This is a genomic window from Billgrantia zhangzhouensis, assembly GCF_021404465.1.
Taxonomy (GTDB): domain Bacteria; phylum Pseudomonadota; class Gammaproteobacteria; order Pseudomonadales; family Halomonadaceae; genus Halomonas; species Halomonas zhangzhouensis.
The window spans coordinates 137,418-159,296 of record NZ_JABFTT010000002.1 but is presented as its reverse complement, the minus strand read 5'-3'; the positions used below and the strand labels follow the sequence as shown (position 1 = coordinate 159,296).

Below are 21,879 nucleotides of genomic sequence, written 5' to 3'. Positions count from 1 at the left end.
CGGGAAGCATTGGGTCAGGCATCAACGCGCCTGGCGATAGAGCCCCCAAAGAATCGTGATCAACAGCGCATAGACCAGTCCGCCGGCGGGATACGCCAGGAAGCTGTAGGTCAGGCCGAAGTCGATGAACGCCACCGGCACCAACGTTCCCGCCACCGCCAGCGCCCGGCGCTCGCCGGAGCCGGCACTGACACCGCGCGCGAACAGCCAAAGCGGTATGAAGTAGAGCGCCAGCAAAGCCAGCAACCCCGGCAGCCCCCGCTTGACCCAAGCATCGAGCACGTCATTGTGGGCGTGCCAGAAACGTCCCAGCGAAGGATGCTGCACGCCCTCGGCGCCACGCTCGCGCATGGCGGCTTGATAACCGCTGCCTCCCCATCCCATCAGGGGACGCTCCAGGATCAGCTGCGAGGAGCCGCGCCACATCTCCAGCCTGGCGCTGACCGACGTCATCTCGTCATCGCCCGCCACGTACTGACGCATGCTGTCGATGGCATGATCCACCCGGGTGGCCACGCCGGTCTGCGGCATCACGTAGAGACTCCCCAATAGCGCCATCAGGGCAGCAATCAGGGTTACCCGCCAGCTCAGCGACAGGCGGCGCCCATGCCCGCGGTAGAGCACCCAGATGGCCAGCGGCAGGCCGATCCAGCCTCCCCGCGAACCGGAAAACGCCGAAGTGACCAGCCCCGCCAGGCCACCGGCGATCAGCAGCAGCGACCAAGGCCAGCGTTCGCGTCGTGCAAACGACCAGCTCAAGCCGGCAAAGCACAGCAGTCCCATCAATAGCCCGAGGTTGCCGAACAGGATGGCATGCAACGGCTCGTGGCCACTCGCCCGGACCGTTCCTTCGACGACACGCTGCCACACGGCCCATCCACTTGCCGCCAGGCTGCCCAGCGCCAAACCGGCCCATAGCCAAGTGACGGGCATCTTGGCTCTGGAGAAGGCCAGCAGGGTTACCATGCCAAGGGCAAAGGGCCAGGCATCGGCCAAGCCATCCGCCCCCTCCCCATGCAATCGCAGCATGACGATCCAGATGAGCCCTTGCAGTCCCAGCGCCCCTAGCAGCAGCAGATCCTGGCGACTGGGGAACGCCGCCATCTGACCTTCCCCTCCCAGCCACGCCGTCAACAGCAGTAACGGCGGCACGGCGATGAGCAGGGTCCAAGGCAGCACCAGCATCGCCGCGCCCAGCAGCAGCATGGCCGCGACTGCCAGCCAGGTCTGGTACTGCGTTTTCAGGTGGCGGGGTACGGCCCCGGCTAGCGGTCGATACGAATTATCTTCGATCATGGCAAAGTTCGTCCGTTGATATACTGCCGTGAACGGCGGCAGGGCGCATTGCCCTCCTGGCTCTCCTGACGCCGTACTGACACATTACCTCTCAGCATAGTGGAATCGATGCGGGATGGAGCCAATATCCAGCAAGCCGGCTCGCGTCATTCCACGGTGACCGACTTGGCCAGATTACGCGGCTGATCGACATCGGTACCCCGAGCCACCGCCACGTGATAGGCCAGCAACTGTAGCGGCAGGGTATAGACGATCGGTGCCAGAAAGCGGCAGCAACCGGGCACCTTGATGACTGTCATGCCCTCCTCTTGCTCCAGGCCGCTCTCGGGATCGGCAAAGACCAGCAGTTGGCCTCCCCGCGCCCGGACTTCCTGCAGGTTGGACTTGAGTTTGTCGATCAGTTCGTCCATGGGGGCGAGGGCCACGACCGGCATGCTGCCATCGATCAACGCCAGCGGACCATGCTTCAGTTCACCAGCGGGATAGGCTTCGGCATGGATGTAGGAAATCTCCTTGAGCTTGAGCGCTCCCTCAAGGGCGATAGGCATCTGTGCACCGCGCCCCAGGAACAAGGTGTGACGGTAGTCGGCGCAGCGCTTGGCCAGAGCGGCGATCTCATCGTCGAGCTGCAGCGTATCGCCCAGCAAGGTCGGCAGGTAGCGCAGGCGATGTACCAGTCTCGCGGTCAGGTCCTGATCGCCCCCGCGCAGCTGTCGCAGGGCCAGGGTCACCAGCATCAAGGCAGTGAGCTGGGTGGTGAAGGCCTTGGTCGAGGCAACACCGATCTCGGGTCCGGCATGCGTCATCAGGCTGAGGTCGGATTCACGCACCAGCGAGCTGCCCGGCACGTTGCAGATCGCCAGCGCCCCGACATAATTCTCCCCCTGGCGCTTGCGCGCATGACGCAACGCGGCCAGGGTATCGGCCGTCTCGCCCGACTGCGACAGGGTCAGCAACAGCGTCCCGGGAGGCGCCGCCACGTCGCGATAGCGGTACTCCGAGGCGATCTCCACCTGGCACGGCACCCCCGCCAGCGCCTCGATCCAGTAACGCGCCACCATGCCGGCATGGTAGCTGGTGCCACAGGCCACCAGATGGATCTGGCGGGTCCTGCCGAGCAACTGACGGGCCTGGGGGCCAAACGCCTCGATCAGCACCTGATCGCTGCCCAGCCGTCCTTCCAGGGCGTTGGCCACGGCGACCGGCTGCTCGTGGATTTCCTTGAGCATATAATGCTCGAACTCACCCTTGCCGACGGCCTGGTCGTCGTGCTCGTAGCGCAGCACCTCACGCACCACGGGATGGCGGGTGCCCGCGGCGTCGACCCCATGTACGACGCAGCCCTTGCGAGTCGCCTCCACCAGGTCCCCGTCTTCCAGGTAGACGAAGCGGTCCGTCACCGTCAGCAGCGCCAAAGGATCGGACCCCAGGTAGCAGCCCTGGTCCGAGATACCGACCACCAGCGGGCTGCCATGACGGGCACCGACGACCCGGTCGGGTCTGTCGGCATCGATCACGCCCAGGGCATAGGCCCCCTCAAGGCGAGCCACCGCAGCCTCGACCGCAGCCAGTAGTTCGCCACGAACCTTGAGTTCGCGTTCGACCAGGTGCGCTATCACCTCGGTATCGGTGGCCGAAGTGAAGACGTAGCCATCGGCAATGAGCTCGGCCTTGAGCGCCTGGTGATTCTCGATGATGCCATTGTGCACCACGGCGATTCGTCCCGAGACGTGAGGGTGAGCGTTGTCCTGGCTGGGCTCGCCATGGGTCGCCCAGCGCGTATGCGCTACACCGGTCAGGCCCGTCAACGGTGCCGCCGAGAGCAGGCGCTCCAGAGCCGCCACCTTGCCCACCTCACGAGCGCGGCCCAACTTGCCGGGAGCCTCTACCAGGGCGACACCCGCTGAATCGTAGCCTCGATACTCGAGGCGCTTGAGACCTTCCATCAGAGTGGGCAGGACGTTGTCCGAACCCACGGCAGCTACGATGCCACACATGTTCTGTTCTCCATGAACGGTGCCACGGCCGTGGCCGAAGGGCACGCTTTGGGCGATTCGTGGTCGATGTACCGGCTGCGATGAGAGTTGGCCGTCGACCTTCCTGATCGACGCCTGCGATACCACTCCTACTTATGGCGCTCCAGCATCGGGCGCAGCGGCGTCACCACCGTGTTCGACACCGGTGTGAGCGCCTCGCAGCGACGCTTCTCCAGCCATACCAGGTCGACGATGTCACCCTCCGGCCGATACGCAGTCGGCGCCTCCAGCAACAACCGACGAATGCCGTCGTGATGGAAGTTGCGGCACGCCTCGAACAAACGATCGAGGAAGTTCTCGAGCCGCGGCCACTCCCAGAACACTTCCTGGGCGGTCATGATGCGCGGATGCGACGTCGGCGCGACGTCCTCGCCCACCAGCAGCTCTTCAAACAGTTTCTCGCCGGGCCGCAGTCCGCTGTAGGCAATGACGATGTCGCCATCCGGGCTGCGCTCGTCGCGCACCCGGAGTCCCGACAGCCGAACCATCTGGCGCGCCAGGTCGGCGATGCGTACCGGCTCGCCCATATCGAGGACGAAGACGTCTCCCCCGCGAGCCATGGCGCCGGCCTGAATGACCAACTGGGCCGCTTCGGGAATGGTCATGAAGAAACGGGTGATGTCCGGATGGGTCACGGTGATCGGCCCGCCTGCCTGGATCTGCTCGCGGAACAGCGGTACCACCGAGCCGCTGGAGCCCAGCACGTTACCGAAGCGCACCATGCAGAAACGGGTGGTGTCCTGGTGCTTGGCGAAGGCTTGGCAGATGAGTTCGGCCAGTCGCTTGGTGGTGCCCATCACGTTGGTCGGACGCACCGCCTTGTCGGTGGACACCAGTACGAAGGTTTCGACGCCGGCATCCATCGCCGCACGGGCCGACGACAGGGTGCCGAAAACGTTGTTCTGCACGCCCTCGACCACGTTGTGCTCCACCATCGGCACATGCTTGTAGGCTGCCGCATGGTAGACGGTCTGCACCTCGTAGGCCTTCATCACGGTAGTCAGCCGCTGCCGGTGCTGCACCGATCCCAGCAGCGCCTCGACACGCACCTCGAGCCCTTCATCGGCGGCGATACGGCACAGGTCCTGTTCGATGCGATAGAGCGCGAACTCGGAGATATCGAGCAGCAGCAGTCGCTTCGGACCGTGACGCAGGATCTGGCGACACAACTCGGAGCCGATGGAGCCGCCTGCCCCGCTCACCAACACCACCTTGCCGCGGATGTTGGCCTCCATCAGAGTCGGATTGGGCGGCACCGGATCGCGCCCCAGCAGATCCTCCACCGCCACGTCGCGCACCTCGCTGATCCGGGCCCGGCCGGTCACCATGTCGACCACCCCGGGAATCGTCTGTACCGGGAAGCCCTGGGGCTCGAGTTCGGCCAGGATCTCGCGCCGCCGCGCCCGGCTGGCGCTGGGCATGGCCAGCAACACCCGCTCGGCGCCGTAGGTGTCGGCCAGGTAGCCGAGCTGGCGCGGCGGATAGACCTTGAGTCCCTCGATATAGGTGTTCTGCAAGCTCACCGCGTCGTCAACGAAGGCGATCGGCAGGTATTCCTGACCGTGACTGAGCGAGACCGCCAACTGGCGACCGGCCGAACCGGCGCCGTAGATCACCACGCGCGGCTTGTGGCGAATCTGGCTGCGCAGGTAAATGGCTCGCAGCCCGAAGCGCACCCCGCCAATGGTGAGCAGCGCCAGCATCGCGTAGATGAAAGGCACGCTGCGCGGGATGCCCAAGGCAAACAGGTAACTGGCCAGCGGCAGCGACAGCGCCGATACCACCACGCCGATCACCACCGCGCGAATCGCCTTCGGCCCCAGGTAACGGATCACCGCCCGGTAGAAACCGAGCCGGACGTAGATCGCCAGGCTCAACGGAATCATCACCAGCAGCGCCATCCAGGTACGAGCCTCTGCCAATGGCGCCCAGCTCTCCAGGCGCAGCAGCATGGCCAGCAGGAAGCTCACCGCGATCAGCACGCAGTCCACCGTCAACTGGATGGTGCGCTTCTGCCGCCGCGGCAGGCGGAATAGGGATTGCAGCAGGTTTCGCATATCGTCTCTCCATGACGCGGGCGCCCACGCCCGCCGGGTTCCGGGGCGTCAGGCGCAGGCCCGCGCCATGACCTCTTCGATCACCACACAGGTCCGCGCGACCTCGTCCTCGGTCAGCGTCGGGTGACACAGGAACATCAAGCTGGTCTCGCCCAGTTCGCGGGCCACGGGTAGCGGCGCCTCAGGACGCCAGCCGGTACCGTCGAACGCCTTCTCGCGATACACCTCCGAGCACGAACCCGAGAGACAAGGCACTCCGGCGGCGTTGATCTCGTCCATGATGCGGTCACGATCCCAACCCGGCGCCAGCCGCTCGGGCTCGACGAAGACGTAGCACTTGTAGGCCGCGTGATCGCAGTGGAGCGGCACCCGGGGAACGCGCAGCCCCGGTGAACCGGCCGCAGCCTGCCAGATGCGCGCGGCATGCCGCTGACGTGCGGCCTTCCACTGCGGCATGCGAGCCAGTTGGATACGTCCGATGGCGGCCTGCATCTCGGTAAGCCGCCAGTTGGTGCCGAAGCTTTCGTGCAACCAGCGGAAACCAGGCGGGTGATCGCGCTCGTAGACTGCCTCCCAGCTCTTGCCGTGATCCTTGAAGGCCCACATGCGCCGCCACAGCTCGCCATCGCTGGTAGTCACCATGCCGCCCTCGCCGCCAGTGGTCATGATCTTGTCCTGACAGAACGACCAGCACCCCACGTGCCCGATACTTCCCACGCTACGTCCGCGATAGCGGGCCCCGTGGGCCTGGGCGCAGTCCTCGATCACATACAAACCGTGGCGTTCGGCCAGTTCCATGAGCGCATCCATCTCACACGGCCAGCCGGCCAGATGCACGGCAACGATCGCCCGGGTACGCGGTGTGATCTTCTCGGCCACGCTCGCCGCAGTGACGTTCTGCGAGTCACGGTCGACGTCGGCAAACACCGGCCGGGCGCCTGCCATGACGATGCTGGAGACAGAGGCCAGGAAGGTGCGCGAGGTAACGATCACCTCATCGCTGGTGTCCTCGCCGACACCGAGCCCGTGCAGGGCAAGGTCGAGGGCAACGGTGCCGTTGGCCACGGCAATGGCGTATTCGCTGTTGGCGAAGCGACGGAACTCGCGCTCGAATTCCCGGCCTTCGTCGCCAGTCCAGTAGTTGACCCGGTTGGAGAGCAGGACACGGGTCACCGCATCGGCTTCTTCACGGGTATAGGCAGGCCAGGGGGAAAAGGAACCATTGAGCATTACGATCTCCCTTGCGGTGAAAGCAGGTCGAAGCGAAGTACATTCGAAGTGTCGGGAGGCGTGGTGTCGTCGCCGTCATCATCCTTCGCCGATGAGGGCAGCGGCCGGGCCGGTACGCCGCCCACCACCAGATAACCGTCGATGTCGGACACCACGGCCGCACCGACACCCACCATCACACCCTCGCCGATGGCCACGCCCTGGCGCACCACGGCGCCAGCACCGATCCAACTGGTACGTCCGATTTCCACATCACCGGCCACGTTGGCACCTGGCGCCACGTGCACGCAGACACCCAGCCGACAATCGTGATCCACCGTAGCGGCGGAGTTGACGATGGCGCCCATGCCAAGCTCGGCGAAGGCGTTGATCACCGCCCCGGCCATGACCACGCTGCCCGGCCCGAGACGCGCCAGGGGGCTCACCGTGGCACGCGGATGGATCAGCGACACGACCCTGGCCCCCTGCGCCAGCAGGGCCTCGAGCTTGGCTTCGCGTATGCCGTTGTGACCAATCGCCACCACCACGCCATCGAAGCTGGGTAGATCGCGCAGCAGCATGGGTAGGGTGCCCTGCACCTGCCAGTGTTCGAGCCGGGGCTTCTGCGGCCAGGCATCGTCATAGAAGACCAGGTCCTGCCAGCCGGCATGGATGGCGATATCCGCCACCACCTTGCCGTGGCCACTGGCGCCGAGAATGGCGAGACGACGACGCTTACTCATGACGATGACCTCCACGGAACCGCGGCATGGCGACATCGCCGTCGTGGGCAATGCCTTCGCGGGTCAGGACCCTTTTCACGGTCAGCAGCAGGATACGCAGGTCGAGCCACAGCGAGCGGTTGTCGACGTACCACACGTCGAGCTCGAACTTCTGCTCCCAGGAGAGCGCGTTGCGTCCGTTGACCTGCGCCCAGCCGGTCACGCCCGGGCGCACTTCGTGGCGCCGCGCCTGGCGCGGCGTGTAGAGCGGCAAGTACTCCACCAGCAACGGACGCGGCCCGACCAGGCTCATGTCGCCCCTGAGCACGTTCCACAGCTCCGGCAGCTCATCGAGGCTGGCCGCGCGCAGTCGCCGTCCCAGCGGCGTGAGGCGCGCTGCGTCGGGCAGCGGATTGCCGTCGCGGTCGACGGCATCGCGCATGGTGCGAAACTTGACCATCTCGAACGGACGCCCGTGCAGCCCCGGACGGGGCTGGCGGAACAGCACCGGCGAGCCGAGCCTCAGCCGTACCAACAGAGCCACCACGAGCAGCACCGGGGAGAGCAGCACCAAGGCCACCAGGGACAGGACGATATCGAACAGTCGCTTCATTGTTTCTCATCCATGATGTCGTTCATGATCCCGGCCAGACGCTCGGCCAGGATCCGGTAGTCGTAGACGGCTTCCATATGGGTCCGCCCCGCCTGCCCCATGCGCGCGCGCTCCTGGGGTGGCAGTGCCAGCAATCGCTCGATGGCCTCGGCTAGGGCCTGGGGGTCTTCGGGGGGAACCGTGATGCCGGCCCCGGCTTCGGCAACGGGGTCGTTGACCGCCGCCGATGCGATGATCACGGGACGCGCGGCGGCCATGTAGTCGAACAGCTTGTTCATGCTGATGCCGAAGCGGTAGAGCTTGGGCAGGTCGCGTACGGTAATGACGAAGGCATCGGCCTCGCGCGCCAGCGCCGGTATCTCGCGCTTGGATACCGGCGGCTCGAAGCGCACCCAACGCCCGTCGAGTCCGAGCCGGTTGGCCTGGCGCATCAACTCCTGCTTGGCCGGTCCATCTCCGATCAGGCGAAGCTGTACCGGCACCTCGCCTTCGCGCCTGCCCTGCTTGACGATCGCCATGGCCTCCAGCAGATCGCCGAGGTCGTTGGCCTCGCCGTGGCTGCCGAAGTACATCAGCGACAGCGGCATCTCGGGGGGCCGCGGTGCCGGCGGGCTGGCATCGGGAAACTCGGCGAGATCGACCCCGTTGGACAGCCACACCACCCGCTCCTCCGGCACGCCCAGCGGCGCGATATAGTCCACCGCCCGCGGCAACAGGGTCAGCACACGCCGCGCACGGCGATACAGGAAGGTCTCGAGCCAGCGCAGCGCACGAGTCATTGCCGCACCCTCCCGCAGGCGCCCCATGTCGATCAGGGTCTGTGGCCACAGGTCGCGCACCTCGAACACGAACGGCACGCGGTGTCGGCGCGCCAGCCACCAACCGACCAGCGCGGCAAAGGGATGCACGCTCGAGCCGACGATCAGGTCGGGCCGCTCCAGCCCGGCCAGGCGCGACGGACGCACCGCCTGCCAGGCGTATTCCAGCATGTTCTTCATGCGTCCCCCGCCGTTGCCGCGATAGCTCGAGGTACGCAGCCACAGGAAACGCACTTCACCGCACTCCTCCAGTCGCCACGGCTCGCCTCGCTCCAGGCGCTGCTCGCCGCTGGGGTGATCGACGCTCGAGGCGATCAGGGTGGCATGCCAGCCATGCGCCGGCAGATGCTTGGCGAGCTGGTAGTGACGGGCGCCGCCGGCCGCGTCGGGGTGCTTGGCATAGTGGTTCAGGATCCAGACGTGTCTCATGCCATCCTCGGTCAGCGGGAAAGGGCGCGATAAAGGTCCAGCAGCTTGCGTTCCTCCTGCTGCCAGTTGTAACGCTCGGCCACGGCCCGCTGGCCGTTCCTGCCCATCTCGCGGGCACGCTCGGGCCGAGTCACGATGAAGTCGATGGCCTCGGCGATCGCCTCGGGATCGAGGGGATCGACACAGATCCCGCAATCGCTGCCCTCGACGATCTCGCGCCACAGCGGGAAGTCGGAGGCGATCACCGGCAGCCCGGCGCTCATGTACTCGAACATCTTCACCGGCAAGGCATCGAGGTAGTTGATGATCGGGTGCAGCGTGACCAGCCCGGCAATCGAACTGGCCATCACTCGGCGTACGCCGTCACGGTCGAGATAGCCATGCGTCTCGACCCGGGACCAGCCGGCATAGGTCATGACCTCCTGCTCCAGGGCCAGCGTCTTGAAGTCGCCGGCAAGCTGCAGCCAGCAATCCTGCTCGACCCGCTCCATGGCGCGCACGATCTCGCGTATGCCGCGCACCTCGGCGATGCCGCCCACGTAGCACACCATCGGCGACTCCCCGACGCCGGCGGTCAGGCGCGCATCGGGCGCGCCGTCGAGCTCGCCCAGCATGGGGAAGTTGTTGACGTCCACGACCCGCGGATGAAACTCGCCGAAGCGATCGCGAATGTAGGGGGTGGCCGCCACCACGGCATCGAAGTGGCGGCAGACCCGGCGTTGGTACGCCTCGACCCCACGTGAAAGCGCATGACGCGTCATCTTGCCGAGATAGTGCTTGGCCAGCATCTGGCGTGGCAGGTCTTCGTGAGCGTCGTACACCACGCACTTGCCCAAACGCTTGAGCCGCCGCCCCACGGGCATCAGCTCGGGGTCGTGGAGATGATAGAGATCGGCCTCGAGCTCCCTGGCCCGATCGAAGACGCGGCGCGTGGTCTTCACGATGCGATTGACCCGCCCAGGCAGGCGTCCGACATCGACGAGTTCCACGCCATCCCGCGTCTCATCGCCCTCGCCATCGGCGACGACCAGCGTCACCGAGTGACCGTCGGCAGCCAGCGAACGGCACTGCTTGTGGAAGATGCGAGTGTCATAGCGCGGATGGGCGGAGGTCAGGTGTGCCACTTTCATTATCGTTGCGTCCTTGTGAGTCCCTGGCAGCGTCATGCTGCTCCGATTCGTCATGGTGGGCGCCGGTCACGCCGCCCCGCCGTGCGGTATCGCTGCCCGGTGCCCAGCGTGCCGCGGCCAGGGCATTGGCATAGGCGCCCCAGCCCAATGCCGGCAGCGGCCAGAACACCGGCTTGGCCAGCACGATCAACAGCAGGCAGACGAAGTTGATGGAAAAAGCGAACACCCACCCGGCGGCACGATCGCCGACGACGAACATGCGGTAGGCGGCGCCGAAGAAAGCGCTGACGGTCAACCCCAGGTAGAGCACGAAGCCCAGCAGCCCGTAATTGACCCAGGCGGAGAGCATGCTGTGGGCATAGCCGCCGGTCGCTTCCGCCGAACTGATGTGACCGCCGAAGCGTCCCAGCAGCGGGCTATCCAGGATCTGCTCGACGGCACGCTGGCCGAGATTCTGGCGCGCCAGCCACGAACTGGTTCCCGACAGGTCGAGGATCTGCAGTTGGCGGCTGCCGGCCAGCGCTTCGAACTGGCTGACCACCAGCGCGATCAGGGCCGCGACCACGGCCAGCAGCGTAAGCATGTACTTGACGCTCATGCCCGCCCACAGCGTCAGCAGCAACGTCGAGAGCGCGAGGAAGGCATACAGCTCCGAACGCGCTCCCAGCACGAACATGACGAAGGCACCGAGCACGATCAGCGCGGCGCGCACCACCGCGCGCTCGCTGACCGCGATCAGGAACACCAGCAGCACCAGAGCACTGCGGGCATACCCCTGATAAGTGGAAACGTTCTCGCCTCCCTCGGCCTCGATCATCCGCCGGGCAAAGAACATCCACTGGCCGGTGGTCGCGACGTGGAACAGCAGATAGGCGGCGATCAGCACGAAGGCAATCCAGAAAGCGCGGGCCAGCCGCGGCGATGCGAGCGGTACGCGATACCCCATCACGAACAGCACCAGCCACAGCACCAGCGTCTCGATGGTCTGGATCAGTGCCGCGCGCATGACGCCACTGCCGAGCAGGACGTAGTTGGCCACGGCCCACAGCAGGACATAGGCAAACAGCGCGAACGTCAACAACGCATAACCGCGCGTCGTACTGAGTAACGAGTAGAGCTGAGACGGCAGCAGCGCGCAGTAGACGACGAACATCATCACCGATACCACGCCGAACAGGCCGCCCAGCAGTGCCGGAATCATCCCCATCGCCACCAGCGTGTGATAAAGGATGAAGCCCGGAAAGAGCACGAAGAAGCCGATAGCGGAAGCGCGCGCCGTCAGAGCATCGCCGGACAGGATCATGCCGATACCCCTGGATCGCTCAATCGGCCAGTACGCGTTCGTAGAGGTCGCGCTGGGCCGAAGTGGTCAATTCGGAGTTGTGCCACAGCAGGCTGAAGGTTCCGCCCATGGCACGGCAGCGCTCCTTGAGCCGAATGAAGCACTCGAAGGCTTCCTCACCCGTGCCAAGCCCCAGGTAGAGCGACGAAATCACCGAAGCCTCCATGGCGATCAAAGGCCGGATGCGCAGCGCCAGCGGCTCTCCCTTGACCGGGTCGAATGCCGGATACTCAAAGCAGGTACCGCAACGGAAGCCGGGGGCTTCGGCATAGCCCAGCGTGGTGTCGTAATCGAGACCGGCCTGTACGTACCCCTGCAGGGTCAATGGCATCTGCCAGCGCAGGTAGTGCATGCGCCCACCCCACTGGACCTGCTCGATTCCCTCCTCGGCGCACACCCGGCGCAGGCGACCGGCCTCGTTGGCCAGCTCCTTGGGATTGCGGAAGGTATGATAGCTGGGGTGCAGGCCGATCTCGTGGCCTCGCGCATGGATACGCCGCATGAGGTCGCGTATGGCCGGATGCTCCGGCTCGTAGTCGGCGTCCTTGCGCGGATCGGTTCGCCCGCAGATGAAGTAGAACTCACTAGTCAAGCCATGACGCTCCGATACGCTCATCAACCAATCGAAGGTATTGAGCGGATCGAGCGGATGCAGCCGGCGACGGGTGCACAGGCGAATCCAGGGGCCGACCAGTAGCGCTTGCGGGCGGCCATGGCGCAAGGTGTCACCCAGCATGACCCGAGCCAGCTTGACGTCGCGGGCAAAACCGTAGCGACTGGGGCGATCGACATCATGACTCGGACGCAGGGCGAAAGCGTGCTGGCGCAGATTCACCTGGGGCCACTGGCGGCGAATCACCTGGCCAAGTACCGCCAGCCACTCATCGACTACCGGCCGCTCCAGATAGCCGTGGCGACCGGCATGGGAGGCGCTGGCGGGGAAACGACTGTGGCGGTCGAGCACCTGGGCCTCGACCTCTTCCTGGCGCGACAGCATCCAGTAAGTCAGGCCCAGGATGTCATAGTGGATCGCCAGCCCATCCGACGTCGGCTCCACCAGCGGCCGGGGCAGGCTGGCAGCACCCGGCGCCGGCAGCGGCATGTCTAGCGGTGCGCTGAAGCCTTCGACCGCCGCGTCCCACTGGGTGTGTGGCAGATCCACGCCGGCCAGGTAGAAGCCCGGCTGCAGGCGGTCGAACAGTAGGTACCCCGGAGCTTCGGCATGCCGCAGATAGAGCCGTTCGGGGCCGTCGCGCTCCAGGCGCAGCGGCAGTCCGAAGCGCTCCAGCAGGATCTGCTCCAGCCAGGCGAGTACCGGTTCGCCCGTCGTCGCGACCGCTGCCGAGACACTGGGTTGGCTACCCGACATTTGAGGTGTCTTCGGTGCGGCGTTCAGCCGGACCTGGGAATTCCGATCATGCAGTGCAGTCATGTCATTCACTTGGATTCCCTCTTCATCAATGTACGGGCCGTGACGTATGCCTCGCGAGCCAACTGACGGATACCGCGCTGACTGATGGCGTAGTGGCATACCAGCCGTCCGCCCCATGCCTCCTTCATCTCCGCCACCGGCGCGATGTTGGCACCAATGAAATCGAAGACGGTGCATCCCTGACGGTCGAAGAAATCCAGCGCCTCCTCGGCTACTAGATTGTTGACACCATCTTTCATGGCTTCGGTCTTCATGCCCGCCGACCAGGCCAGGGCATGGCCGCCCGGCACGAACAGACAGACACGGGTTCCCATCGCTTCCCCTTCGCCGTTGCGCGCCAGGAAGCAGACGAAGTGCTCGGGCCCCATCAACTCGGCCAGGCGCGCGAGTTCCCCCGCGTCGAGGCGGTAGTCGAACCCCTTGCGGGCCTCCGGCCCTGCCAGGCAGTCAGCCACGGCGGCATAGTCCTCGGTGATCTCGCAGCGATAGCCCAGTCGGCGACACTTGCGAGCTTTCTTGCGCGCATTGGGGTCGATGGCCGCTTCACGTGTGGCGATGTCGAGGTGATAGGTGTAGCGCGGGCGCGCCGCCATGTTGGCCCATTCGAAGGGCCGCACGTCGTCCGCCACCGAGGAAAGGCTGAGACTGCCGCCGAACTCGCACTGCTGCAGATATTCGGCCAGCCGGGTAAGCGCCAGGCGCTTGCGCCGGTTGCGCGATGCAGGCCGCTCGCTGGTGCACTGGAAGTCGATGGGCAGGTGAGGATTGCGTGGCGGCGTCACCAGGCGACCGTGCCGGTTGCGATAGAGCACGGTCTCGAGCCGCCAGCCATCGCCCTTGTCAGGCTCGAGGTTCAGCGGTTCGGCCATGAGCCCCCAGCGCTGCTCGTTGAAGCGGATCCATCCGGCATGGAACAAGGGATCGTTGTTCATGGTACGGCTTTCCTTTCCGTCTCCGGTGTGGGGGACTGCGGTTCGGGGTCCGACCCAGGCTCCTGGGCTGCCCCATCGTGGTAGTCGTCGTCGAAGTCGCAAACCAGGTAATAGCGCTGCTCGCCGCTGTCCGGGTCGTGGTAGCGCTCGGCGATGCGGAAACCGAGCCGCAGGCTCGGCTTGAGCGAAGCGACGTTGTCGGCCGAGATGCGCGCGGAGTAGCCGCGCACGCCGTTGGCGCGAAAATGCAGGATGCCGGTGCGCCGCAACTCGGTTGCCAGCCCCCTGCCCCGATGCGCCGGATACACTCCGCTGAAGTTGGAATGAACCCGGCCTTCGCGCAGGTCGCGACGGCTGAAGCCATAGAACGCCGCCCCTACCACACGGCCTTCGATATCCAGGGCAACCACGCCGAGACGATCGCCTGCCAGGCGGTACAGCCAGCGTCGCGGCAGATCCAGCGGCTGGCCATCGTGCAGGCCGGCATACAGCGCCAGCGCCCCCGGCAAGTGGCTGCGCTCCATGGCACAGAGCCGGTAGCCCTCGTGGCAGCGCAGCGGCACGGCGGAAAACCCGCGGATTCGCCGCAGGTTACGGGCAATCAACCCGGCCGCTTCGAAAGCGAGCCGGAGGTATCGCTTCGGTGCGTTGACGTTCATGATCGACTGAACCTCTCGAGGAAGAGCTGTGCCGCGACTCCGTTGTGCGAATAGCCCTGGGAGCGCAGGCGTTCGAGGGCTTCGGGAGGAAAGCGCCCCGTGGAGGCCAGGGTGTTGCCCTGGGCCAGGCCTGGCAGCAGCCGCTTCGCCAAGCGCTTGAGGTGTGCCCCCGGGCCGCGACGGAAAGCGGCCAGGCGAGTCAGGCGTGCGCGCAGGCTCCGGCGCGACTGCTGTGCGGCGTTGCCTAGCGGCGCGCTATGGCCGCTGACCTCGGCAAACAGGTTCTCGACGAAGGTGACATAGCCGGAGCGGCACTCCAGCCAATGGAGCGGCACCGATTGCCAGAACGCCATGAAGTCGCGGTCATAGAGCGGCATCCACCAGTCATGGCCGAAGAATTCAAAGCAGCGCACCGAGTTGACGATGAACTTGGCCTGGCGCTCCTGCCAGCCGAACAGCACGAACTGGCGAATGAACTCATCTGGGTCCAGGGTTTCGTCCAACCGGTAGTCCTGCGTCAGGCGCGGCAACACCCGTTCGCGGAAGAGCGCCTCGCCTTCGGCGCTCTCGTTCAAGGTGAAGTGCCGCTGGCGCAGCGCCTCGGTCAGCTCGCCCGCCTCCACCAGGCGCCCCGCCCGCTTGGCCTCGAACACGCTCGAGGGTAGGAAGCCGGTCACGCAGCAGTGGCCCGGCACGAACAGCGAGCCCGGCTCGACCTTGCCCTGCTCCGTCAACAGCTTGACCGCCAGCCAGTCCTGCATGTTGACGATGCCGCTCCAGCCCGAAGCCCACTGCTGGTAACGCCAGTACTCCTCACTGTCAGCGACCTGGCTCCACGCCTCCTGGCTGTACTCGACGAAGGTCCACGGCAGCCCTAGGCTCTGGGCCACCTCGCGACTCACCTTCGCCTCCTGGTTGTCGCGATGGCCGTAGGCATAAGTCAGCACTCGGGGATAACCGCAGCGTGCCAGCAGCGTGGCGATCAGGCGCGAATCGTAGCCACCGCTGAGGGGCACCACGACCTGTCGCCCGTTGGCCATCCTGACCATCTGCTGACAGGCCTCCTCGACCACCTCTTCGAGCCGGATCAGGCGCCGGCCGTCGTCACGGTCAGAGATGCCATCGTCCTGGCAGCGGACGTACTGAAAGCGAAAATAGCGCTCCACGAAAAGCGTCAGCCCCAGGTCGGAATCGCTGACGATCAGAGCTTCGCCAGCACGCAGTTGCTTGACCCGGTGAAACAGCGTGTCCTGGCCGGTGACGTACCCGGACAGCTCGAAATCGGCCCGCGCCTCATCGTGAATCTGTGTTTCGTCGACTTGTCGGCGCACCCAGTCGGCATCATCGCTCAGGTACACGTCTCCGGCATGCACGCCGTAGTACAGTGGGATCGAGCGTACGCGATCCACGACCGCCACCATGTCGTTGCCTCTGCGCCGCACCAGGGCGTAGAACCCATTGAGATCGCCCATGCGCTTGCGCCATGCCTCGATGCCTTCGGCCAGTTCCAATTGCTTGAGGGCACCACTGGCGGAAAGGCGATGCCCATTCAGCCAGGCACTGCCGCATACGTAGCCGTCATCGCCCGACAGCGTGCCCTCCTGCCAGCGCGGGGAGGAAAAGTGACAATGTATCGAACTCATGAATAGGCCTTTCGAAACAGGAGGAGATAACGCAATCCCACCAGCACGCCGCTGAGCGGCAGTGCCACGCTCAACGGCAGCCACGCGGGCGCCAACCACTCGGCGACCATCAGCGGCACCAGCAGCACCAGGCTCCAGGCCAGCGCGGAAAGAGTGGCCATCGCCAGGACGGAGGAACGGTTGCCGGTCAGGTGGGCAATCCAGGCGAGGAAGCCGATCCAACAGGCGGCACTGCCCAGGGAAAACAGCGCCACCGTCAGCAGCAGGTCATCGAGGGCCGCGCCGATCGCGATCGCCACCACACGCACGCCGAGCAGCAGCGTCTGGAAGGCCAGGCCTTGGCCTTGGCGCTCCAGCACCGAGAACAGGTGGCTCAACGGCGAAGTGATGAACACCAGGTAGAGCCATGGCGCCATCCAGCGTGCGAACTCGCCAGCCTCCCGCCAGCGCTCGCCGAAGACCATGGCGAACAATTCCGGACCGATGAGCGCCAGCACCACGGCTACCGGCATGGCGATCTGCGCCAGCATGGCATGCACCTTGGCCACCAGTGCGCCCAGTTCCCCGCGCCGGTGGGATTCGGCGGCGCTGGCGAAGAACACCTTGCCGACGGCCTCGCCGATCAACGACATCGGCAGCGCCAGTACGCGATGCGCCAACGCGTAGAGCCCCGCCGCCACCGGGCTGAACAGGGCGGCGAAGAGCAACGGCGGAAGCTGCTTGCCAAGGGTGTTGAACAGGCCCGACCAGGTGGAAAACAGCGGGAACTTGCGATAGCGCAGCGCCGCCGCCCAGACACCGGCCAGGCTGACGCGCTGATCGGCGACAGCACGCAACGCCGGGCGCGCCAGGGTCAGCGTACCGGCTCCCTGACCCGCAGCATGCCCGAGCAACAGGCCGCCTCCGCCCAGGGGGCTGGCGGCGAGCTGGATCGTCAGCAGCGCCAGGGACTGCTTGATGCGCGTCGTCGCGACCTGGGAGAAGGCACGCGTGCGTACCGCCCAGTGGCTGACCGCCTGGTAACCGCCGGCCAAGACCACGCCCAAGGGCAGCAGCCACAGCCAAGGGGCCAAGGCCGGTACGCCAAGCGCCTCAGTAAGCGCCCTTCCTCCCACTACCACCAGTAATAGCGCCGCCAGGGTGGTAAGCGCTACCACCGCCAGGCTGAGCGCCAACACCTCGGCAGCCTCGCGGTCGGTTTCGGGCAGCGGAATCGCCAGCTGGTAACGACCGCTGGCCACCACGGTGAACAGGGCCAGCAGGCCGCCATAGACTGCCAGCAGGCCGAAATCCTCCGGGGCGTAGAGCCGGGTCAACAGCGGTGCCGCCGCGATGGCCAGCAGCTGCGCACCCGCCGTGCCGCCCACCAGCACGCTCACCCCGCGAGCGAAGGCATGGGTCGGCAGCAGACGCCTGGCCGGTATGACGAGCCGATTCAGCACGTAATGTCTCTCCTTGACAGGTGGCCTCAGGCCACCGCTTCTCCGAGTGCCGTAACGATGCGCTCCTGGTCCTCGGCGCTGAGATAAGGGTGCATCGGCAGGCTGATCACCCGGCGCGAGGCCGCATTGCCGACCGGCAGGTCCACGGCCGGATCGGCCACCGCCGGCTGCTGGTTGAGCGGAATCGGATAATGCACGGCGGTCGGGATGCCGGCCTCGGCCAGACGCGCGATCACCACCTCCCGGTCGTCGACTTCCACCGTGTACTGGGCATAGGCGCTGGTGTTGTAGGGCGCCACATGAGGCGAGTCGAAGCCATGGGCGCGCAGCATCCGGCCATAGCGCTCGGCCACCTGCTCGCGCAGCTTGAGCTCCTCGTCGAGGATGTCGAGCTTGGGCAGCAGGATGGCGGCCTGCAGCGTATCCAGGCGGCTGTTGACGCCGATCCTGACGTGGTAATAGCGCCGCCCCTGGCCGTGCCGGGCGATCTGGCGCAGCACCTTGGCCAGCTCGTCGTCATCGGTGAACAGCGCCCCGCCGTCGCCGTAGCAGCCCAGCGGCTTGCTGGGAAAGAACGAGGTGGTGGCGATGCTCGACAGGCTGCACGAGCGCCGTCCGCGATAGGTGGCGCCGAAGCTCTGGGCTCCGTCCTCGATCACCGGGATGCCATGACGTCCGGCAATCTCATTGATGGCGTCCATGTCGGCGCATTGGCCATAGAGCGAAACCGGAATGATCGCGCGGGTGCGCGGTGTGATCGCGGCTTCCAACTTCTCCGGGTCGAGCAGGTAGGTGCGCGGGTCGACGTCGACGTAGACCGGGCGTGCGCCCAGCAGTGCCACGGTCTCGGCGGTGGCAATGTAGGTGAAGCCCGGCGTGATCACCTCGTCACCGGGGGCGATGCCCAGCGCCATCTGCGCGATCTGCAGCGCATCGGTGCCGTTGGCGCAGGTGATGCAGTGGCGCACGCCGGCATAGTCGGCCAGACGCGCTTCGAGTTCGTCCACCTCGGGGCCGAGGATGTACTTGCCGTGATCGAGCACGTTGCGGATGCCGGCATTGATGCGGTCGCGAATGCGCACCTGCTGGGCCTTGAGATCGATGAAGTCCATGCGACGGGTGTCCTTGTCAGCGGCGGCGCTCCCTTCCTGCGCCGGGATACAGCGAAGCCTGCCTCCTTCGAGCCGATAGCGATCGCCGGTATGCGGGCAGGTCACTTCGCCTTCGCCCTCCAGTGGCAGCTCGAGACGCTCGCCATGACGGCTCATCCAGCCCTGCTGGCGGGCAGGCACCCCCAGCATCAGCGCAAAGTCGGGCACGTCTCGGTTGATCACCGCACCGGCGCCGATGAAGGCATGGCGGCCAACGGTCACCCCGCATACGATGGTGCAGTTGGCGCCAAGGGTCGCTCCCTCGCGCACCAGGGTGTCGCGGTACTCGTCCTTGCGTTCGACCAACGAACGCGGGTTGTAGACGTTGGTGAAGACCATGCTCGGGCCGCAAAAGACACCCGCCTCGAGGGTGACGTTGTCGTACACCGAGACGTTGTTCTGCACCTTGCAGTGGTCGCCGATGACCACCCGGTTGCCGACGAAGACGTTCTGCCCCAGCGAAACGCCGCGGCCAATGCGAGCCCCGCTGCATACGTGCACGAAGTGCCACACACGGGACGATTCGCCGATCTCGGCGCCGGAATCGACAATGGCGCTGGAATGGATCTGGACGCCGGGGTAACGGTTTTCGAGCGCTTTGCTATCCATGGCGAGCCTCACATCAGGTGCCGCTTGAGGCAGGGATGCGCCTCGTTGCGAGCGGGTATTTCCAGGGCCGCATTGCGAATGGTATCGACCGTCTCGATGCAGTGGCGGGCATCTTCGAGACCGAAACCGCGTCCGGCGAGGATCTCCTGATAGGACACGGTATGCAGGTCGGTAAAGCCACCCGAGAACTCGATCTCGCGACCCTCGCACAGGATCGAACGGTAGGTGGTCTGCTGCCCCTGCACGCTGCTCGGCAGGTCGTTACTGTCGATCGACAAGAACCAGCGCACCCGCGCCTTCTCATACTCGAGGTAACCCGCGGCACGGTGTTCGTCGAGGTAGTGGACGACGTTGCGTTCCAGGTCGCCGAACACGAAGTGCAGCATGTCGAAGAAATGCACGCCGATGTTGGTCGCCACGCCGAAGGACTTGCGCGGATCGCCCTTCCAACTCTCGTGGTACCACTTGCCGCGCGAAGTGATGTAGGTGAGCTCGACATCGTACTTGTCGTCACGCGGTGTACCGGCCACGCGCTCCTTGAGTTCGACGATGGCCGGGTGGTGGCGCAACTGCAGGATATTGAACACGCGACGCCCGGTTTCCTGTTCGACCCTGCCGAGCTCATCGAGCAGGGCTGGCGTGGGCACCAGCGGCTTCTCGCAGATCACGTTGCAGCCCAGGCGCAGACCGGAGGCGATGTGGGCGTGATGCAGGTGGTTGGGCGAACACACCGAGACGTAGTCGAGTGCCGTGTAGGGATCGCGCTTGCGCTGCCAGGCGCTCTCGAGGAAACGCTCGAATTCCGTGTAGAACTCGCTCTCCGGCGAGATCGAATCGATGATGCCCACCGAGTCGTTGATGTCGTAGGCCATGGCCAGGTGGTTGCCGGTTTCCTTGATGGCCTTCATGTGGCGCGGAGCGATGTAGCCAGCGGCACCGATCAGTGCAAAATATTTCATGGCGTTTACCTGTGTGTTGGACATGAAGATCAGGCCTTGATCACCCGCTCGTCGCTCACGCCGCGGTAGATGCCGCGCGTATCGACGATCAGTTGGGCATGGGCGCGAATCATGTCGTAGTCGAAGCGGTCATGATCGGTGGCAAGCACCACGGCGTCGTATTCGGCCAGGGTCTCGGACGACAGCGGCACGCTCTCCAGGTCGAAGTGATGCTCGCGCATGGGCGGGAACGCCGGTACGTGGGGATCGCTGTAGGCCACCTCGGCACCGCGGTCGCGGATGCGCTCCATGATGAATACCGACGGCGACTCACGCATGTCGTCGACGTTCTTCTTGTAGGCGATGCCGAGGATCAGCACGCGGCTGCCCTTCAGCGCCTTGCCGCGCTGATTGAGCCCTTCGATCAGCTTGCTGACCACATAGTCGGGCATGGCCTGGTTGATCTCGCCGGAAAGCTCGATGAAGCGCGTATGCAGGCCGTATTCGCGCGCCTTCCAGGTCAGGTAGAAGGGGTCGATGGGGATGCAATGCCCGCCCAGTCCCGGCCCCGGATAGTAGGGAGTGAAACCGAACGGCTTGGTGGCGGCGGCATCGACCACTTCGAAGATGTCAATGCCCATGCGATCGGCGACGATCTTCATCTCGTTGACCAGACCGATGTTCACCGCACGATGAATGTTCTCGAGCAGCTTGGTCATCTCGGCCGCCCGGGTCGAGCTGAGCGGTACCACCCGATCGATGGCCGGCCGGTAAAGTGCCACGCCCACTTCGCGACAAGACTGGGTATGGCCCCCGACCACCTTGGGAATGGTGCGGGTCTCGAAGTCGGGGTTGCCCGGGTCCTCGCGCTCCGGCGAATAGACCAGGAACAGACCGTCGCCGACCTTGAGTCCGCCCTCCTCGATGCGCGGCAGCAGCTCCTCCTCGGTGGTGCCGGGGTAGGTGGTACTCTCCAGCGACACCACTTGTCCCTCGCGCAGATGCACCTTCAGCGCATCGACGGTACCGATGACGAAGCTGATGTCGGGCTCGCGGTACTTGTTGAGCGGCGTCGGCACGCACAGGATCACCGCATCGACTTCGCTTACACGGGAGAAATCGGTGGTCGCCTCGAAGCCGGTATCCTTGGTCCGGGCGACTCGTTCAGCGGGGATATGCTCGATGTAGCTGCGCCCGGCATTGAGCTTCTCCACCTTGCCCACATCGATGTCGATGCCCAGCACGCGGTAGCCGATCTCGCTATAGCGCAGCATCAGGGGCAGCCCCACATAGCCAAGCCCGACGATCCCGATCACGGCTTCCTTGCGCTCGAGCCGGCCAATCAGACGATCTTTGATAGTGGTCATGACGCTTCCATGGTTTTCGAGTGGTAGTGATCGACACGGGACCCGGCAGCAAGC

At 65.4% G+C, this 21,879-nt stretch carries 17 protein-coding genes and 1 pseudogene; all 18 read right to left on the bottom strand.

The window, feature by feature from the left end; all coding sequences use genetic code 11:
• Nucleotides 1-21: 21 nt before the first annotated feature.
• Entirely contained in the window at nucleotides 22-1,296 is a 1,275-nt protein-coding gene (locus tag HOP51_RS02605) for an O-antigen ligase family protein (protein ID WP_234272384.1), read from the bottom strand.
• Nucleotides 1,297-1,442: 146 nt separating this feature from the next.
• Entirely contained in the window at nucleotides 1,443-3,293 is a 1,851-nt protein-coding gene (gene glmS, locus HOP51_RS02600; RefSeq protein ID WP_234272383.1) for a glutamine--fructose-6-phosphate transaminase (isomerizing), read from the bottom strand.
• 128 nt (nucleotides 3,294-3,421) lie between these two features.
• Complete coding sequence (locus HOP51_RS02595; protein WP_234272382.1) at nucleotides 3,422-5,389, bottom strand: polysaccharide biosynthesis protein; 1,968 nt, start codon at nucleotides 5,387-5,389, stop codon at nucleotides 3,422-3,424.
• 48 nt (nucleotides 5,390-5,437) lie between these two features.
• Nucleotides 5,438-6,619 (bottom strand): DegT/DnrJ/EryC1/StrS family aminotransferase, encoded by a 1,182-nt coding sequence (locus HOP51_RS02590; protein WP_234272381.1) that lies wholly within the window; start codon nucleotides 6,617-6,619, stop codon nucleotides 5,438-5,440.
• Complete coding sequence (locus HOP51_RS02585) at nucleotides 6,619-7,341, bottom strand: acetyltransferase (RefSeq protein ID WP_234272380.1); 723 nt, start codon at nucleotides 7,339-7,341, stop codon at nucleotides 6,619-6,621. The genes HOP51_RS02590 and HOP51_RS02585 overlap by 1 nt, the downstream gene beginning before the upstream one ends.
• Nucleotides 7,334-7,933, bottom strand: coding sequence for a sugar transferase (locus tag HOP51_RS02580; RefSeq protein WP_234272379.1), 600 nt, complete (start codon nucleotides 7,931-7,933; stop codon nucleotides 7,334-7,336). Before HOP51_RS02580 ends, HOP51_RS02585 begins: the two co-directional genes overlap by 8 nt.
• Entirely contained in the window at nucleotides 7,930-9,180 is a 1,251-nt protein-coding gene (locus HOP51_RS02575; RefSeq protein WP_234272378.1) for a glycosyltransferase family 4 protein, read from the bottom strand. The genes HOP51_RS02580 and HOP51_RS02575 overlap by 4 nt, the downstream gene beginning before the upstream one ends.
• Nucleotides 9,181-9,191: 11 nt before the next feature.
• Nucleotides 9,192-10,310 (bottom strand): glycosyltransferase family 4 protein, encoded by a 1,119-nt coding sequence (locus HOP51_RS02570; protein WP_234272377.1) that lies wholly within the window; start codon nucleotides 10,308-10,310, stop codon nucleotides 9,192-9,194.
• On the bottom strand, nucleotides 10,270-11,613 hold the full coding sequence (locus HOP51_RS02565; RefSeq protein ID WP_234272376.1) for a hypothetical protein: 1,344 nt from the start codon (nucleotides 11,611-11,613) through the stop codon (nucleotides 10,270-10,272). Before HOP51_RS02565 ends, HOP51_RS02570 begins: the two co-directional genes overlap by 41 nt.
• Before the next feature lie 19 nt (nucleotides 11,614-11,632).
• Nucleotides 11,633-13,084, bottom strand: a complete 1,452-nt coding sequence (locus tag HOP51_RS02560; RefSeq protein ID WP_234272375.1) for a polysaccharide deacetylase family protein — start codon at nucleotides 13,082-13,084, stop codon at nucleotides 11,633-11,635.
• A 5-nt stretch (nucleotides 13,085-13,089) separates the two neighbouring features.
• Nucleotides 13,090-14,016, bottom strand: coding sequence for a GNAT family N-acetyltransferase (locus tag HOP51_RS02555; protein WP_234272374.1), 927 nt, complete (start codon nucleotides 14,014-14,016; stop codon nucleotides 13,090-13,092).
• Entirely contained in the window at nucleotides 14,013-14,675 is a 663-nt protein-coding gene (locus HOP51_RS02550) for a GNAT family N-acetyltransferase (protein ID WP_234272373.1), read from the bottom strand. Before HOP51_RS02550 ends, HOP51_RS02555 begins: the two co-directional genes overlap by 4 nt.
• A complete protein-coding gene (locus tag HOP51_RS02545; RefSeq protein WP_234272372.1) occupies nucleotides 14,672-16,318 on the bottom strand; it encodes an asparagine synthase-related protein in 1,647 nt (548 codons plus the stop codon). Before HOP51_RS02545 ends, HOP51_RS02550 begins: the two co-directional genes overlap by 4 nt.
• Nucleotides 16,315-17,760 carry an oligosaccharide flippase family protein gene (locus tag HOP51_RS02540; RefSeq protein WP_234272371.1) on the bottom strand — a complete coding sequence of 482 codons (1,446 nt, stop codon included), beginning with the start codon at nucleotides 17,758-17,760 and terminating at the stop codon, nucleotides 16,315-16,317. Before HOP51_RS02540 ends, HOP51_RS02545 begins: the two co-directional genes overlap by 4 nt.
• Nucleotides 17,761-17,786: 26 nt before the next feature.
• Nucleotides 17,787-18,920, bottom strand: a complete 1,134-nt coding sequence (locus HOP51_RS02535; protein ID WP_338073033.1) for a DegT/DnrJ/EryC1/StrS family aminotransferase — start codon at nucleotides 18,918-18,920, stop codon at nucleotides 17,787-17,789.
• Nucleotides 18,921-18,935: 15 nt separating this feature from the next.
• Nucleotides 18,936-19,520 (bottom strand): annotated as a pseudogene (locus HOP51_RS02530) (acyltransferase); the annotation flags it as partial.
• Nucleotides 19,521-19,528: 8 nt separating this feature from the next.
• A complete protein-coding gene (locus HOP51_RS02525; protein ID WP_234272370.1) occupies nucleotides 19,529-20,479 on the bottom strand; it encodes a Gfo/Idh/MocA family protein in 951 nt (316 codons plus the stop codon).
• Nucleotides 20,480-20,508: 29 nt separating this feature from the next.
• Nucleotides 20,509-21,825 carry a nucleotide sugar dehydrogenase gene (locus HOP51_RS02520; protein WP_234272369.1) on the bottom strand — a complete coding sequence of 439 codons (1,317 nt, stop codon included), beginning with the start codon at nucleotides 21,823-21,825 and terminating at the stop codon, nucleotides 20,509-20,511.
• Between the last annotated feature and the right edge of the window lie 54 nt (nucleotides 21,826-21,879).

Coding starts and splice junctions, on each gene's coding strand:
- HOP51_RS02580 (WP_234272379.1), bottom strand. CDS start 7,933: ATGAAGCGACTGTTCGATATCGTCCTGTCCCTGGTGGCCTTGGTGCTG.
- HOP51_RS02545 (WP_234272372.1), bottom strand. CDS start 16,318: ATGAGTTCGATACATTGTCACTTTTCCTCCCCGCGCTGGCAGGAGGGC.
- HOP51_RS02520 (WP_234272369.1), bottom strand. CDS start 21,825: ATGACCACTATCAAAGATCGTCTGATTGGCCGGCTCGAGCGCAAGGAA.
- HOP51_RS02555 (WP_234272374.1), bottom strand. CDS start 14,016: ATGAACAACGATCCCTTGTTCCATGCCGGATGGATCCGCTTCAACGAG.
- HOP51_RS02575 (WP_234272378.1), bottom strand. CDS start 9,180: ATGAGACACGTCTGGATCCTGAACCACTATGCCAAGCACCCCGACGCG.
- HOP51_RS02590 (WP_234272381.1), bottom strand. CDS start 6,619: ATGCTCAATGGTTCCTTTTCCCCCTGGCCTGCCTATACCCGTGAAGAA.
- HOP51_RS02595 (WP_234272382.1), bottom strand. CDS start 5,389: ATGCGAAACCTGCTGCAATCCCTATTCCGCCTGCCGCGGCGGCAGAAG.
- HOP51_RS02550 (WP_234272373.1), bottom strand. CDS start 14,675: ATGAACGTCAACGCACCGAAGCGATACCTCCGGCTCGCTTTCGAAGCG.
- HOP51_RS02570 (WP_234272377.1), bottom strand. CDS start 10,310: ATGAAAGTGGCACACCTGACCTCCGCCCATCCGCGCTATGACACTCGC.
- glmS (WP_234272383.1), bottom strand. CDS start 3,293: ATGTGTGGCATCGTAGCTGCCGTGGGTTCGGACAACGTCCTGCCCACT.
- HOP51_RS02565 (WP_234272376.1), bottom strand. CDS start 11,613: ATGATCCTGTCCGGCGATGCTCTGACGGCGCGCGCTTCCGCTATCGGC.
- HOP51_RS02560 (WP_234272375.1), bottom strand. CDS start 13,084: ATGACTGCACTGCATGATCGGAATTCCCAGGTCCGGCTGAACGCCGCA.
- HOP51_RS02525 (WP_234272370.1), bottom strand. CDS start 20,479: ATGAAATATTTTGCACTGATCGGTGCCGCTGGCTACATCGCTCCGCGC.
- HOP51_RS02605 (WP_234272384.1), bottom strand. CDS start 1,296: ATGATCGAAGATAATTCGTATCGACCGCTAGCCGGGGCCGTACCCCGC.
- HOP51_RS02585 (WP_234272380.1), bottom strand. CDS start 7,341: ATGAGTAAGCGTCGTCGTCTCGCCATTCTCGGCGCCAGTGGCCACGGC.